A 14,219-nucleotide genomic window follows, 5' to 3' on the forward strand; every position below is an offset into this window, starting at 1 on the left:
GAACTGTCATTAACCGTTGATTGCTTCGTTGACCAGCTGTTCCTGCTGCTCGAGGTGAACCGAGATGTAACCTACAGCCGGTGCCGCGGCGTGCGGACGACCTACACCCTCGAGGTAGAGCTTGGCATTGTGCTTATGCAGCACGTTGCGCATGTGGTGCTGACTGCAGTACCACGCGCCCTGGTTCATCGGCTCTTCCTGACACCAGACCACTGTTTCCAGGTTGGTGTACTCGCTGATCGTTTCCAGCAGAATCTCTTCCGGGAACGGGTACAGCTGCTCGATACGGACGATAGCAACATCATCTTTCGCCAGTTCGGTGCGACGGTTGTACAGATCGTAGTAAACCTTACCGCTACACATAACGAGGCGTTTAACTTTCTTCGGATCGATCGCATCCACTTCCGGGATCACCGGCTGGAAGCCACCATCAGCCAGCTCTTCCAGGGAAGAGACCGCCTGCTTGTGACGCAGCAGTGACTTCGGCGACATCACGATCAACGGCTTGCGCAGCGGACGTACAACCTGACGGCGCAGCAGATGGAAGATCTGAGCCGGTGTTGTCGGTACGCAGACCTGGATATTGTGCTCGGCGGACAGCTGCAGGAAGCGCTCCAGACGTGCTGAAGAGTGTTCCGGCCCCTGACCTTCAAAACCGTGCGGCAGAAGCATGGTCAGACCGCACAGACGCTGCCACTTCTGTTCACCAGAAGTGATGAACTGGTCGATTACCACCTGGGCACCGTTGGCGAAATCACCAAACTGGGCTTCCCAGATCACCAGCGCGTTAGGCGTAGTGGTGGCGTAACCATATTCAAAACCAAGCACCGCTTCTTCCGACAGCAGAGAGTCGTAGATATCGAACTCAGGCTGTTCCGGCGCGATGTTCTGCAGCGGCACGTAGCTGCTGGCATCTTTCTGGTTATGCAGCACCGCATGACGGTGGGAGAAGGTACCACGACCTACATCCTGACCGGTCAGACGCACCGGATAGCCTTCTGCAAGCAGGGTTGCGTAAGCCAGGGTTTCGGCGAAGCCCCAGTTCGCTTCCATGGCACCGTGTGCCATCTTCTTGCGGTCTTCGTAGATCTTCTGAACCTGACGCTGAATCGCGAAGCCTTCCGGGTACTCGGCGATATTGTTCGCCAGTTCCTGGAGAAGTTTCATATCAACGCGGGTATCGCAGTCGAAGCTCCACTGGTGACCCAGGTACGGACGCCAGTCAACGAACAGTTCGGTGTTCGGCTCTTTAACCAGAGCGCGCGCCACGTGCTCACCGTTTTCGAGCTGGCTGCGGTACTCTTTCTCCATCGCCTTGCTCTGCTCTTCAGTGATCACTTTTTCAGCGACCAACTGCTCAGCGTAAAGCGTACGAGTGGATTTCTGGTTCTTGATCTTGGAGTACATCAGCGGCTGAGTACCGGACGGCTCGTCAGCTTCGTTGTGACCACGACGACGGTAGCAGACCAGGTCGATAACCACGTCTTTGCCGAATTCGTGACGGTAATCCACCGCCAGCTGAGTCACGAAGCGAACCGCTTCGGGATCATCGCCGTTCACGTGGAAGATCGGCGCCTGCACCATTTTCGCAACGTCAGTACAGTACTCGGTAGAGCGTGCATCTTCTTTGCGAGAGGTGGTGAAACCAACCTGGTTGTTGATGACGATGTGGATGGTACCGCCGGTTTTGTAAGCACGGGTCTGAGACATCTGGAATGTCTCCATAACCACGCCCTGACCTGCGAACGCCGCATCACCGTGGATATTTACCGGTACGACGGTATCGCCATTCTCGTCATTACGACGATCCTGACGTGCACGTACGGAACCGACAACAACCGGCGCCGCGATCTCAAGGTGAGACGGGTTGAACGCCATCGCCAGGTGAACTTCGCCACCATCGGTCATCACGTTGGATGAGAAGCCCTGGTGGTACTTAACGTCACCGGAACTCTCTACCAGCTTCTTACCTTCGAACTCGCCGAACAGATCGGTCGGGTTTTTACCGAAGATGTTAACCAGGGTATTCAGGCGACCACGGTGAGCCATGCCGATAACGATCTCTTTGGCACCCTGCTTACCGGCGCGACGCACCAGCGTATTCAGGGAAACGATCAGAGATTCGCCACCTTCAAGACCGAAGCGCTTGGCACCGGCGTAACGGGAGCCGAGATATTTCTCCAGCCCTTCCGCAGCAGTCAGACGCTCCAGCACCATCATCTTCATATCCTGTTCTACTTCAGGATGTGAACGGACGGGCTCCAGGCGCGACTGAATCCAGCGCTTTTCCTGGGTATCGACGATGTGCATGTACTCAGCGCCGACCGTGGTGCAGTAAGTCTTCTTAAGATCGGCCAGGATCTCTTTCAACGGCGCTTCTTCTTTACCGAAGAACAGAGAGCCAAGCTGGAACACGGTGTCGTAGTCCGCTTCAGACAGCTCATGGAAGCGAGGCTCCAGATCAGGCACCTGCTCGCGCTCAAGAAGTCCAAGCGGGTCGATCTGTGCCACCTGGTGACCACGCACACGGTAGGCGTTGATCATACGCAGCACACGAACCTGCTTCTTCTCATGCTCGGAGCTTACGCTGCTGACAGCACCGGGCTGAGCGCGCTTCTGGTTCTTGGAAAGATAAAGAAAGTGTTCCCGAATAGGAGAATGGGGAACATCTTGGGAGATGCTGTCACCAACTTTGGGAAGCTGGTCGAACTCTTCACGCCACTCTTGTGGAACGGCGTTCGGGTCCATCAGGTAGGTTTCGTACAGTTGCTCGACGTAGGAAAGGTTGCCACCGTACAGGTGAGCATTCTTCCACATCAGCTCCATTATGCCATCTTGCATTATGATATCACCCTGGCTTTGGGGGCGTAGGCCGCGATCAGGGTGCACCATGTCCTGCTCATCAATACCTATCCCCTGCTGATTACCGATTTGTTATTCAGCTGCAATCTAACGGGTCGCGTGAAATTGCGGGAAATATTTTACGACTTTTCATTGAGCCTTAACACAGCTAGCGGGGATGGATACTACTAAAGTTCCCTCGAATTCTGTTTTTCCTTCCACAAAAGACGAATTGCGCAGGCCCAAAATGCAAAAAAGCGGCACTCAGTGCCGCTTTCTGTTCAATCCTCAACCAATATCAGGTTGCCTGCTGAATCAGCATGGTACGGATCTTACCGATCGCCTTGGTCGGGTTCAGCCCTTTCGGACAGACGCTGACGCAGTTCATGATGCCGTGGCAGCGGAATACGCTGAACGGATCATCAAGCTCGGCCAGACGCTGACGCGTAGCAGTATCACGGCTATCTGCCAGGAAGCGGTAAGCCTGCAGCAGACCAGACGGCCCAACAAACTTATCCGGGTTCCACCAGAAAGACGGACAGGCAGTAGAACAGCATGCACAGAGAATACACTCGTACAGACCATCCAGCTCAGCGCGCTCTTCCGGAGACTGCAGACGCTCGATCGCCGGCGCCGGAGTATCGTTGATCAGGAACGGCTTGATCTTCTCGTACTGCTTGTAGAACTGAGCCATATCGACAACCAGGTCACGAATGACCGGCAGACCCGGCAGCGGACGCAGCACCAGCTTGTCGCCTTCAACAACCTGGGACAGCGGCGTGATGCACGCCAGACCGTTCTTACCGTTCATGTTCATACCGTCGGAGCCACAAACCCCTTCACGGCATGAACGACGGAAAGCCAGAGTCGCATCTTTCTCTTTCAGCAGCTGGAGAAGATCCAGCACCATGATGTCTTTGCCGCCCGGGATATCGATATGGATATCCTGCATGTACGGCGCGTCATCAACTTCAGGGTTATAGCGATATACACTTACCAGCATAGTACCAGCCCCTTAATAAGTTCGTACTTTCGGCGGGAACGGATCCATCGTCTTCGGTGCGAAGTTAACCGCACGCTTGCCGATGTGCTTATCCTGCGGGTAGAAGACAGAGTGGCAGAGCCAGTTCTCGTCATCACGATCGGTAAAGTCGTTACGGGCGTGAGCACCGCGAGACTCTTTCCGCACTTCCGCAGCAATAGCCGTTGCTTCAGCCACTTCCATCAGGTTCTCGAGCTCAAGCGCTTCGATACGCGAGGTATTGAATGCCTGACTCTTATCTTCCAGATGTACGTTGGCAACGCGCTCTCGGAGCTCTTTCAGCAGACCAAGACCCTTCTGCATGCTTTCGCCGTCACGGAATACACCGAAGTACAGCTGCATGGTGTTCTGCAGATCCTTGCGCACATCAGCGATGCTTTCACCACCGGTGCTGGTGTTCAGGCGATTCAGGCGACCCATAGCCGCTTCGATGTCTGCATCGGTAGCACCAGCCACTTCGTAGCCTTCACGCATCTGCTGTTCAATCTGCAGTCCCGCCGCACGACCGAATACAACCAGGTCAAGCAGGGAGTTACCACCCAGACGGTTTGCGCCATGCACGGATACACAGGCAACCTCACCACAGGCAAACAGACCCTGAACAACGGAATCTTCACCGTTATCGTTCGGTGCCAGCACCTGGCCGCCGATATTGGTCGCCAGACCACCCATCATGTAGTGGCAGGTCGGCACAACCGGGATCGGCTCTTTAACCGGATCCGCAGCAGCGAAGGTCTGAGACAGCTCACAGATACCCGGCAGACGGGAGTGCAGAACTTCTTCACCCAGATGATCGAGCTTCAGGTAAACGTGGTCACCGTTTTCACCGCAACCGCGACCTTCAAGAATCTCGAGAATCATGGAACGGGCAACAACGTCACGACCAGCAAGGTCTTTCGCGTTCGGAGCATAACGCTCCATGAAACGCTCACCATCCTTGTTGATCAGGTAGCCACCCTCACCGCGGCAACCCTCGGTCACGAGAACACCAGCGCCGGCAATACCGGTCGGGTGGAACTGCCACATTTCCATATCCTGCGCCGGAACACCGGCACGCAGCGCCATGCCGACACCGTCACCGGTGTTGATCAGGGCGTTGGTAGTGGAAGCGTAGATACGACCCGCACCGCCGGTAGCCAGTACGGTGGCCTTAGCCTTGATATAAACGGTTTCGCCGGTCTCGATGCAGATCGCGATACAACCAACGACAGCGCCGTCAGCGTTCTTGACCAGATCGACCGCGTACCATTCATTCAGGAAGGTAGTACCGGCCTTCATGTTGGCCTGGTACAAGGTGTGCAGCAATGCGTGACCGGTACGGTCAGCAGCGGCACAGGTACGGGCAGCCTGACCACCCTCACCGAAGTTTTTCGACTGACCGCCGAACGGACGCTGATAGATGCGGCCTACTTCAGTACGGGAGAACGGCAGACCCATGTGGTCGAGTTCAAATACCGCCTGGGGGCCCACAGAGCACATGTACTCGATAGCGTCCTGGTCACCGATGTAATCAGACCCTTTGACGGTATCGTACATGTGCCAGCGCCAATCATCGTTCGGATCAGCACTCGCAATCGCACAGGTAATACCACCCTGGGCAGATACAGTGTGGGAACGAGTCGGGAAAACCTTGGTCACACAGGCAGTGTTCAAGCCGGACTGTGCCAGCTGGAGCGCAGCGCGCATGCCTGCACCACCACCGCCGACAACAATAGCGTCGAAAGAGAGCGTACGCAGTTTAGACATGTCTTAGATACCCCAAAGAATCTGGATGCCCCACACAACGTAAATAAACGCCAGCAGGCCACAAACGGACTGGAATACGAAACGGGCGCCGGTCGGCTTGATGTAGTCGGTAGAAACAGACCACATACCGATCCAGGCATGAGCCACCATGGAGAGCAGTGCCAGCAGCGTAAAGATACGCATACCGGTTCCATCGAACAGGCCTCTCCACTGGTTATAATCCATATCCGGGTTGAACAGCAGGTAGCCGATCATGAACACGGTGTAAGCGAGAAGAATGACGGCAGTAACACGCTGCATCATCCAGTCATACAGGCCACTACGGCCAAAGCTCGTAATACTGGTTACCATATCCATACTCCTGCCAGAAGAATCGCTACAACAGCGACAACGAGTGTCACCTTAGCTGCGCGCTGACCGCTTTCCAGTTCTTCACAGAAACCAGCATCCATAATCAGGTGCTTGATACCAGCAAAGAAGTGGTACAGGAGCGCTGAGACCAGACCCCATGCAATGAGTTTTGCCAGGAAGGATTCCTGGAGCATCTCCTGGGCTTCAGCAAAGCCTTGCGGAGATTCCAGCGAAAGGCTCAACGCGTACACCATGAAGATGGCGCCGAAGAACAGCGCGACACCTGATACACGGTGTAGGATGGACGTAATCGCCGGTAGTGGCTGTTTAATTGTTCGCAGATCTAAGTTTACAGGTCTATTTTTGTTCACGGCTCTAGTTCACACTCTTTCGGCCCTGTTGCAGGACTCGGTTGTTTGGAAGTGCTCAGAGAGTAGTACCTCGAGATGCCTGAAATGCGCTCATATATTTTGCTTTTCTGAGTCATTTCAGGAGCCGAAGTATAGACACTTCCCCCTTTGAACACAATGCAGCGCAGCCCGCATTAGCCTTATGTCCAATGCCGCCGACACGCTGCAAAAGGCCTCTACCCCTCTCTTTTTAATAGCATTGTGCCTATGAATGGAATTGAAATTTTCCTCATGATGCAATGCAACATATTAGCCCTTCGGCTAAATTGACAATCACGCTTCAAACCTTATAGTGGTTGCACTCTTTCAGGGGCCTCAGACGATCCTGAACCCCCGAATTTAAGCGGCTGACAACAAGTCGCAGCTATTACAACCGAATGATAGGAGCCTCGAATGGCTGACAAAAAAGCACGTTTGACAGTCGATGGTCTGGAAGATGCAATTGAGCTTCCCGTTTATAGCGGTACAGAAGGCCCGGACGTTATCGACGTACGCCCTCTGACCGGTCAGGGACTTTTCACCTACGATCCGGGCTTCGTTTCAACGGCAGCCTGTGAGTCCAAACTGACCTACATCGACGGCGGCAACGGCATCCTGCTTCACGGTGGTTACCCGATCGAGCAACTGGCACAGAACGCGGACTACCTCGAAGTTTGCTACCTGCTACTTAACGGTGAACTGCCCACCCCGGAGCAGAAAGAAACCTTCGTGAACACGGTGACTAATCACACCATGATTCACGAGCAGATGAGCCACTTCTTCAACGGCTTCCGTCGCGACGCGCATCCAATGGCCATCATGTGTGGCGTTGTCGGCGCACTGTCAGCCTTCTATCACGACTCCCTGGATATCAACGATCCGCATCACCGCGAGGTCTGCGCTTATCGTCTGATCGCGAAAATGCCAACACTGGCAGCCATGTGCTACAAGTACTCCATCGGCCAGCCGTTCATCTTCCCGCGTAACGAGATGAGCTATGCCGAAAACTTCCTGCACATGATGTTCAGCACCCCCTGCGGCGAGTACGAAGTCAGCCCGACTCTGGCCAAAGCGATGGACAAGATCTTCATCCTCCACGCTGACCACGAGCAGAACGCTTCTACTTCAACGGTTCGTCTGGCGGGCTCTTCAGGCGCCAACCCGTTCGCCTGTATCGCCGCAGGTATTGCAGCACTCTGGGGACCGGCTCACGGCGGTGCTAACGAAGCCGTACTGGTGATGCTGAACGAAATCGGCGATGAATCACGCATCCCCGAGTTCATTGAGCGTGCCAAAGATCCGAACGATCCGTTCCGTCTGATGGGCTTCGGTCACCGCGTATACCGTAACTTCGACCCGCGCGCCAAAGTCATGGCAAAAACCGCAGATGAAGTTCTTTCTGAGTTGGGTATCGAAAACGATCCGCTGCTGAAGATCGCCAAGCGTCTTGAGCAGATCGCTCTGGAAGACGAATACTTCGTTAAGCGCAAGCTGTACCCGAACGTCGACTTCTACTCAGGCATCATCCTGAAAGCGATCGGCATTCCGACCAACATGTTCACTGTGATCTTCGCCCTGTCCCGTACCATCGGCTGGATCTCCCACTGGAATGAATTCCATTCCAGCCCGAACAAAATCGGTCGTCCGCGTCAGCTTTACACCGGCCCGCAACAGCGCGATTACCCGACGAAGTAAGTCTTACTTCGCAACTGAAACAGCCCGCCAAGTGCGGGCTGTTTTATTTCTGGAACACTGAAATCCCATCGTTTTCAGCATCAGGAGATGAAAGCCTCTGATTTCAACAGTCACTCACCGTCTGAGCGACCTCCTAATAGCCACTCAAAAACGTCGAATATCCTAATCCGCCTGACTGTGCCTTCTCCGCTTTCTCTCCCACCTCTGCCAATTGGCATTAACAGGATAGAGCAGCTGCCCGATCACCGATCGCGGCAAGGGTGTCGTCGTGCCATAAAACGCTGGCCAGAGATCCTTAGGCATATGGTAGGTGCCAAACAGACGGTCAAAAAGGACCGTATGAGCGCCATAGTTGGTATCGAGTGCAGGCTCCTCGGAGCTGTGGTGCCAGTGATGAAACTGCGGCGTCACCAGGAGATACTTGATAGGGCCGAAAGGGATCGCCACATTGCAGTGGATCAACACCGCCTGCAAAGCTGCAAACACCACATAGATGTTTAGTGCAGCCTCATCTGCCCCAAGCAGGTAAAGCGGCACCATCACCAGCGCACGTTCCGAGAACACCTGCACAAAATGGCCCCGGGAGCCTGCCAGCCAATCGATATTCTCAACCGAATGATGCACAGCATGAATCGGCCATAACAGCTGCACCTCATGGTAAAGGCGGTGCTCCCAATACAGCACGAAATCCGCGCACAGGACAATCACAACCACCTGCAGCAACACAGGCGTCGCTCTCACAGCTTCCTGCACAGACGGACTTAGCGCCCAGTCAAAGTGACTGGCCTGATAGTTAGCAAAAATCAGGATGGCGGAAATCGCCAGATGATTAAAACAGAAATAGAAGAGATCGACTGACCACTCCGGCCGCAGAATCAGCTGGTCGCTGTACTTAGGGAACAGCTTCTCCAGCGTCATAAAGATCAGCGTCGATCCAAGAAACGCCAGTACCAACCAATCGACACCCAGTGATAACTCCCTGGGTTCTACATCTCCTACCGGCACGCTGTAACCGCCCAGGGCAAACGCCACGAGCGTCAACCCGACACCTATCAACCCCAGCTTTTTATAAGCCGCCCGATTCAGGACAAACGTCAGCATGCCGAACAGCAGAGACGCATACATACCGTACTTGAGGACGTGCTGAAGTTGCTCGCCATCATAGGCTTTTCGTAAATCGGTGGTAGTGAGATATGAGGGGTAAAGATAAGCCAGAACAGAAAGCACACTGAGCACACCCAGGGTGACAGAGAGATAAGCGCTGATACGCCCCTCCCCTAATCGAAACTCTTGAGCAGGGTCTTTCATCACCTCTCGGGGCCGATATTCGTAACCGCTATCCATAATTGTTACTGATCCATTAATAAAGCTGTGTTCGGCCGCAAAGGAAAAGCGCGTCGCTCGGCCACATTCCATCAAGCGCAATTACAGAGCGCTGTATCGACGGCGAGTGTAACTCACTACTTAATTAAACTGGAGCCGATCACTACTGAACTCAAACTCAAAGACTGTCCGATATGAACAGGATAGATGCTCTCATTGATGGCTTGCGCCGCAATGAACCCGGTCTCTTTAACGGCCTGGCACCTCCCTCAACACGTTATGAGTGGGTTGTGAAGGTTCTGGATGATGCGCAAAGTTCTGCGTCCACTTTCGCCACTCAGATCCAGTGTTGCCGCCGGGCGGCACTAGAAGAGGGACTATCTCTTTGACGATATAGAATCCAATGCCGGATTTTCCAGGTCCGGGTAGTGCGTAGTTTTCTTTGCCTAGTCAGTGATAAAAAAGACTAAGAGTCTCCGGGGAATAGAAAATGGAGACTTTTCCCAAAACGGCGGATTGTGTGACGGCTCCAGTCTCAAACTGCACCCATGAAAAGGCCGCCCGATAGGCGGCCCTTTTCGTACTGTTTGTCAGATGCGATCGAGGCGGGTCTGTTTCAACGCCTTAAGCTGATCATGACTGAGCTGAATGGTAGCGAGATGGTTGGCTAACTCCTGAGCAACTCTCCTGCTCTCCACCTTGTGAGTGCTAAGCTTGAAGTCGTTGAGTGCGCTGGCCTCTAACGTTTCAAGGTCGGCAATATATCGCTGGTCACCGTTCTCCGCCAGGCGCGCGCGAAGCTCCGTATAGAACTGCTTCATCCGCCCAGTCAAAGTACCGCTTACATCCGGTTCGTGACCAAGCTCTTGAAGCTTGTGTGCCAACGCTTCAGCTATCGTTTCTCGTGTGCTTGCCATCTCTCGAAACAGTAAGCGCAGCTCACTGTCCTCAACCTCGCGAGCGGCCGTCTCATAAAACCGCGCGCCATCAACACAAGCAGCAATCAGCTCATTCACCACCTGACTGTCGCGTGCTTCCACCATGTTTGAACCTTTTCAACACCAGCAGCCAAGCTGCTTCAGCTTGATTCAGCGACGCGCCACAACTGGAACCCGAGGGTTCTCCTCATCCTGCACGCTCTCTCTCTGAATCGTATTCATTGCCCCGCCACACAGGATACCGATGATCATTGCAGCAGTATCTGCTCCCTGTACGGAACACTCCCTATCCCCCCTAGCCAATCTTGTGCCACTTATTCGGCATTCATAATCAACAAGTTATGGCGAAGAACCACCCAAGATCGGATATTTGCCAAATTCGGTCTGAAAATTTTACAAGTTCCGCCTGAAACTCTTACAACCATTCGTATAAACGCTTCGACACGCTGCTCAGTAGCGCTCAAAAAGTCAGTACGGGGCTATCAACCTGACTACTCGTCGGAGGTGCCGCCTGCTGGTCGGCTACAGATGCATATTCATTTTTGTCCATGACGCATCCAGAGATAAACATGAATAGACCACTGACACATGCCGCTATCGAGAAGGCTTTAATCCGTTTCATCCTTCGCTTCCTTTTCTGCTCACATTGCTATCGTAAAAATGATTTCTTAAGAACCCGCTGCCCCTTAGAGTCAGTTCGGCTCCGGCACCCAGAGTCGACGCCCGATATGGGCAATGACGGAAAAAGCCATCACCAAAACAGCAATCTGGAGTGGGATGTCACTGATGCTGCCAAGCGAAGAATCCGAACCAAAGACCAGTTCAACGACATACAGAATCAATGCGATAACAAAACTTACTGTACCTATTCCAAGCATGGGTAACTCCTCCTTTTAGCTAGAGTCAGCAAGCCTCATGCCAAACCATAAATGCTTGTTTTTATTGGATTAAATTGCAGATATCTAACACAGACCCAAGATTACATCGGTAAGAATGAAAAACTGTCGTGAATTTTTTACAGCACAGACTGGCGTGCCCAGAAAGGATTGTTCACAGAGGAGTGCTCAGGATAGAGAAGCAAGGGGAGACTGCGCAGGCCTTGGCAGCCTGCGCGAATGGAAGTTGGGTTATTCTTCGTCCTGACCAGCAGCACCCTGACCACTACCCGCCTCTTCAGCTTCGTAACGTTCAAGCTTGTTGTAGAGGGTTTTGACGCTGATCCCGAGCTGTTCAGCGGCCAGTGTTTTATTCTGCTCGCAGGCATCGAGCGTCGCGAGAATCAGAGCCTTTTCCGCCTCTTTTAACGAGATACCCGGACGAATAAGGTTCGGATCGATTTTTTGTCGCTCCGTCAGCGACGGCAGTTCCGCCAGCGTAATATCATCGATCGCCAGTATATGCGCACGCTCAACGCAGTGTTTCAGCTCACGCACATTGCCGGGCCAGTCAAATTTACCGATCGCATCCAGCGCTTCATCGGTAAACGCCTTGCTGGTCTCCGTCGCCTTGTTGCGATAAGCAAGAAAGTGCTTGGCCAGCTCAATGACATCACTACCGCGTTTCCTCAACGGCGGTAGCTGAATCGGGAAATGCGCCAGACGGAAATAGAGATCCTCACGCAGGTAACCCTCTTCTATCGCTTCGGAGGGAATGCGGTTAGTAGCTGCCACCACACGTACTTGGGTCAGCATCACCTTGTCGCTGCCAAGACGGGTGAACTCTCCTGTTTCCAGCACGCGCAAGAGTTTGCTCTGCAGTGCCAGAGGCATCTCGGTGATCTCATCGAGAAACAGCGTTCCATCGCCACCCTGTTCAAAGAAACCCACATGATCGGCCACTGCACCGGTAAACGCCCCTTTCTTATGACCAAACAGCTCACTTTCAACCAGTTCGGCCGTCAAAGCTGCACAGTTAATGGCGATAAACGGTTTGTTGGCACGCGGGCTCTGCTGATGGATCGTACGAGCGGCCAGCTCTTTGCCGCTGCCACTCTCACCGATCAGCAACACGTTTGCATCTGTCTGGCTGACACGACGAATCAGACGATACAGCCGCCGCATCGCTGCGGAGGAACCAAGCAGCAGACCAAACTGATCGAGATTCGAGGTTAAGGGGGCTTCAGCATGACTCGCCTTCTCTTCACGAATCTCAACATAGAAGTCGCCAATAACCTCTTTGAAATGCTTGTCATCGATCGGGGTGCGGAAATGATACGCCACCCCCTGACTCATCATCTTGTCAAGCCAGGGGTTAGGAACGCCATTACTCACCAGCATCCACTCCGCATCCTCGTGCAGCGGGTGTTCGAGATAGAGCCTATACTGCTCTTCATCAAACTGATAAGGCGCGAAAATCACCACATCACCTTGGGGCGGCGTTGTCAGATCCGCCGCCATTTCGGCAGACTGCGCTACTCTGAAACCCGACTCATCAAGCATGGGCAAAATCTGCTCCGCTAAGGCAATATCCTCGGATATCAGGTGGAGTCTTGGCATAGGTGGGTATTCCGGCAGGTTTAGAGTAGTCGCCAAGGAAGGCGACCTCGACAGTGAACTATACCACTCTTAACAACGATTTATAGCAATAGCTGTGACAAAACCGTTTCGACGAAGTTCGGCACAAAATACAACCTGAACATAAAAAAACCGGGGCTGATGCCCCGGTTAAACGCTGAGTACTGTTGAGAGGGTTTTATCGCCTCTGACGTCCCTCAATCTCCTCCCTGATCAGATGCATTCGATCATGCATTACCTGAATTGAGGCCAGATGTCTCGCCAGCTCCTGGGCGAGCCGCGTGTTTTGCACGCTACTGATACTCTGGCGAAAGTTATACAAGGCATGGGCCTCGCGATGCTCGAGCTCAGAGACATACCTGACATCACTGTCCCGAGACAATCTGGCTTCCAGCTCGGCGTAGAGACGCCTCATCCTTTGAGAGAGGGCCGTACCGTCACGACCCTCTCCCTCTGCGCCAGCCAGTTTGTCGCTAAGTGCTTCAGCGATCTGGCGGCGACTATCTGCCATCTCCCAGAACAGCGAGCGTAACTCGCTGTTCTCGACAGCCTTGGCAGCGTGGCGATAAAAGCATTCTCCGTCATGGCACACAGCAATCAACTCATTTAAAAGATCGCTATCCTGTGTACCTGACATAAGATCGCCTCCGGCTTAGTTCACCACCTTAAGGTCATCTTCCACGTCTCGGACGCGGTCATAACCCTGTGCGATCTCCAATGCCAGATCATGCGCGGCATTGCTTGGCACCTGACCGGTCAGTGTCACGACACCGGCCTCGGATTCGATATCTATATCGCTGCCATCCAAACCATCGGACGTGGCGTAACGCATTTTGAGTCCGGCCTGAATGGTCAGGTCGTTGACATCACTGGCGAACTGCTCGGCAACGTTGGGCTCATCGGATGCCCCTGTCTCACTCTCGACCGTCAGTTCGTTGTTGACGTCAGTGATCCCGTCGATATTCGCCGCAATCTGACCAGCCAACTCTTTTTCTGTCTCATTACTGACCTGACCACTCAAGGTGACAACGGTCTTATCGACATCGGTATCAATTTTGAAGTTATTCAGTTCAGTGTTAAGCATCAGGGCTGTTTCCAGTTTACCATCCAGCCAGGCATCTTTTGATTGACCTTCCCAGTCGTTCATATCAGCCATTGCAACCGGTGCGGCCAGAATTGAAGCTGTCGCCAAGGCCAGAGTTGTCTTTTTGATCTTCATGCTATCCTCCTTGGATATATCATTTGGTCCCGATGTATAAAGCCAATATCATGCCAATAATTCAAAACCCCTAAAATTGGGGCTTAGAGCTAAAATATAATTTAAAAAATCAAGAATCCCTTATAAAACAGTGAAACTCTTACTTATTACCCATGTACTTTT

12 protein-coding genes are annotated in these 14,219 nt (G+C 53.2%); 1 reads left to right on the forward strand and 11 read right to left on the reverse strand.

From position 1 onward, the window contains the following. Positions 1-9 precede the first annotated feature (9 nt). From CLV83_RS08100 to sdhC, 5 genes are all read right to left on the reverse strand, one after another. Positions 10-2,841, reverse strand: a complete 2,832-nt coding sequence (locus CLV83_RS08100; protein ID WP_132289978.1) for a 2-oxoglutarate dehydrogenase E1 component — start codon at positions 2,839-2,841, stop codon at positions 10-12. Between the two features lie 298 nt (positions 2,842-3,139). After that, entirely contained in the window at positions 3,140-3,844 is a 705-nt protein-coding gene (locus tag CLV83_RS08105) for a succinate dehydrogenase iron-sulfur subunit (RefSeq protein WP_132289981.1), read from the reverse strand. Between the two features lie 12 nt (positions 3,845-3,856). Then, the gene (sdhA, locus tag CLV83_RS08110) at positions 3,857-5,629 is read right to left on the reverse strand and encodes a succinate dehydrogenase flavoprotein subunit (RefSeq protein ID WP_132289984.1); all 1,773 of its coding nucleotides are present in this window, start codon (positions 5,627-5,629) and stop codon (positions 3,857-3,859) included. A gap of 3 nt (positions 5,630-5,632) precedes the next feature. Further along, entirely contained in the window at positions 5,633-5,980 is a 348-nt protein-coding gene (sdhD, locus tag CLV83_RS08115; RefSeq protein WP_132289987.1) for a succinate dehydrogenase, hydrophobic membrane anchor protein, read from the reverse strand. Beyond that, entirely contained in the window at positions 5,974-6,351 is a 378-nt protein-coding gene (sdhC, locus tag CLV83_RS08120; RefSeq protein WP_104001373.1) for a succinate dehydrogenase, cytochrome b556 subunit, read from the reverse strand. The genes sdhD and sdhC overlap by 7 nt, the downstream gene beginning before the upstream one ends. Before the next feature lie 432 nt (positions 6,352-6,783). Here sdhC and gltA point away from each other — a divergent pair, with 432 nt between their 5' ends. Further along, positions 6,784-8,064, forward strand: coding sequence for a citrate synthase (gene gltA, locus CLV83_RS08125; protein WP_132289990.1), 1,281 nt, complete (start codon positions 6,784-6,786; stop codon positions 8,062-8,064). A 162-nt stretch (positions 8,065-8,226) separates the two neighbouring features. On the opposite strand, the gene CLV83_RS08130 is transcribed toward gltA, so the two are convergent. The 6 genes from CLV83_RS08130 to CLV83_RS08155 all read right to left on the reverse strand — a co-directional run bounded on the left by CLV83_RS08130 (position 8,227) and on the right by CLV83_RS08155 (position 14,057). Then, positions 8,227-9,372 carry a sterol desaturase family protein gene (locus CLV83_RS08130; RefSeq protein ID WP_243642314.1) on the reverse strand — a complete coding sequence of 382 codons (1,146 nt, stop codon included), beginning with the start codon at positions 9,370-9,372 and terminating at the stop codon, positions 8,227-8,229. A 605-nt stretch (positions 9,373-9,977) separates the two neighbouring features. Continuing rightward, on the reverse strand, positions 9,978-10,430 hold the full coding sequence (locus CLV83_RS08135) for a PA2169 family four-helix-bundle protein (protein WP_132289994.1): 453 nt from the start codon (positions 10,428-10,430) through the stop codon (positions 9,978-9,980). A gap of 587 nt (positions 10,431-11,017) precedes the next feature. Further along, the gene (locus CLV83_RS08140) at positions 11,018-11,203 is read right to left on the reverse strand and encodes a hypothetical protein (RefSeq protein ID WP_132289997.1); all 186 of its coding nucleotides are present in this window, start codon (positions 11,201-11,203) and stop codon (positions 11,018-11,020) included. A 249-nt stretch (positions 11,204-11,452) separates the two neighbouring features. Next, complete coding sequence (locus tag CLV83_RS08145) at positions 11,453-12,820, reverse strand: sigma-54 interaction domain-containing protein (protein ID WP_132290000.1); 1,368 nt, start codon at positions 12,818-12,820, stop codon at positions 11,453-11,455. A 196-nt stretch (positions 12,821-13,016) separates the two neighbouring features. Then, positions 13,017-13,475 carry a PA2169 family four-helix-bundle protein gene (locus tag CLV83_RS08150; RefSeq protein WP_132290003.1) on the reverse strand — a complete coding sequence of 153 codons (459 nt, stop codon included), beginning with the start codon at positions 13,473-13,475 and terminating at the stop codon, positions 13,017-13,019. Between the two features lie 15 nt (positions 13,476-13,490). Beyond that, positions 13,491-14,057 carry a BON domain-containing protein gene (locus CLV83_RS08155; protein WP_132290006.1) on the reverse strand — a complete coding sequence of 189 codons (567 nt, stop codon included), beginning with the start codon at positions 14,055-14,057 and terminating at the stop codon, positions 13,491-13,493. Positions 14,058-14,219: the final 162 nt, after the last annotated feature.

Source organism: Marinobacterium mangrovicola (assembly GCF_004339595.1).
In the GTDB taxonomy this organism is placed as follows: Bacteria; Pseudomonadota; Gammaproteobacteria; order Pseudomonadales; family Balneatricaceae; genus Marinobacterium_D; species Marinobacterium_D mangrovicola.

Excerpts from the sequence above, each read along its gene's own strand:
- CLV83_RS08100 (WP_132289978.1), bottom strand. The coding sequence starts at position 2,841 with ATGCAAGATGGCATAATGGAGCTGATGTGGAAGAATGCTCACCTGTAC.
- CLV83_RS08105 (WP_132289981.1), bottom strand. The coding sequence starts at position 3,844 with ATGCTGGTAAGTGTATATCGCTATAACCCTGAAGTTGATGACGCGCCG.
- sdhA (WP_132289984.1), bottom strand. The coding sequence starts at position 5,629 with ATGTCTAAACTGCGTACGCTCTCTTTCGACGCTATTGTTGTCGGCGGT.
- sdhD (WP_132289987.1), bottom strand. The coding sequence starts at position 5,980 with ATGGTAACCAGTATTACGAGCTTTGGCCGTAGTGGCCTGTATGACTGG.
- gltA (WP_132289990.1), top strand. The coding sequence starts at position 6,784 with ATGGCTGACAAAAAAGCACGTTTGACAGTCGATGGTCTGGAAGATGCA.
- CLV83_RS08130 (WP_243642314.1), bottom strand. The coding sequence starts at position 9,372 with ATGAAAGACCCTGCTCAAGAGTTTCGATTAGGGGAGGGGCGTATCAGC.
- CLV83_RS08135 (WP_132289994.1), bottom strand. The coding sequence starts at position 10,430 with ATGGTGGAAGCACGCGACAGTCAGGTGGTGAATGAGCTGATTGCTGCT.
- CLV83_RS08140 (WP_132289997.1), bottom strand. The coding sequence starts at position 11,203 with ATGCTTGGAATAGGTACAGTAAGTTTTGTTATCGCATTGATTCTGTAT.
- CLV83_RS08145 (WP_132290000.1), bottom strand. The coding sequence starts at position 12,820 with ATGCCAAGACTCCACCTGATATCCGAGGATATTGCCTTAGCGGAGCAG.
- CLV83_RS08150 (WP_132290003.1), bottom strand. The coding sequence starts at position 13,475 with ATGTCAGGTACACAGGATAGCGATCTTTTAAATGAGTTGATTGCTGTG.
- CLV83_RS08155 (WP_132290006.1), bottom strand. The coding sequence starts at position 14,057 with ATGAAGATCAAAAAGACAACTCTGGCCTTGGCGACAGCTTCAATTCTG.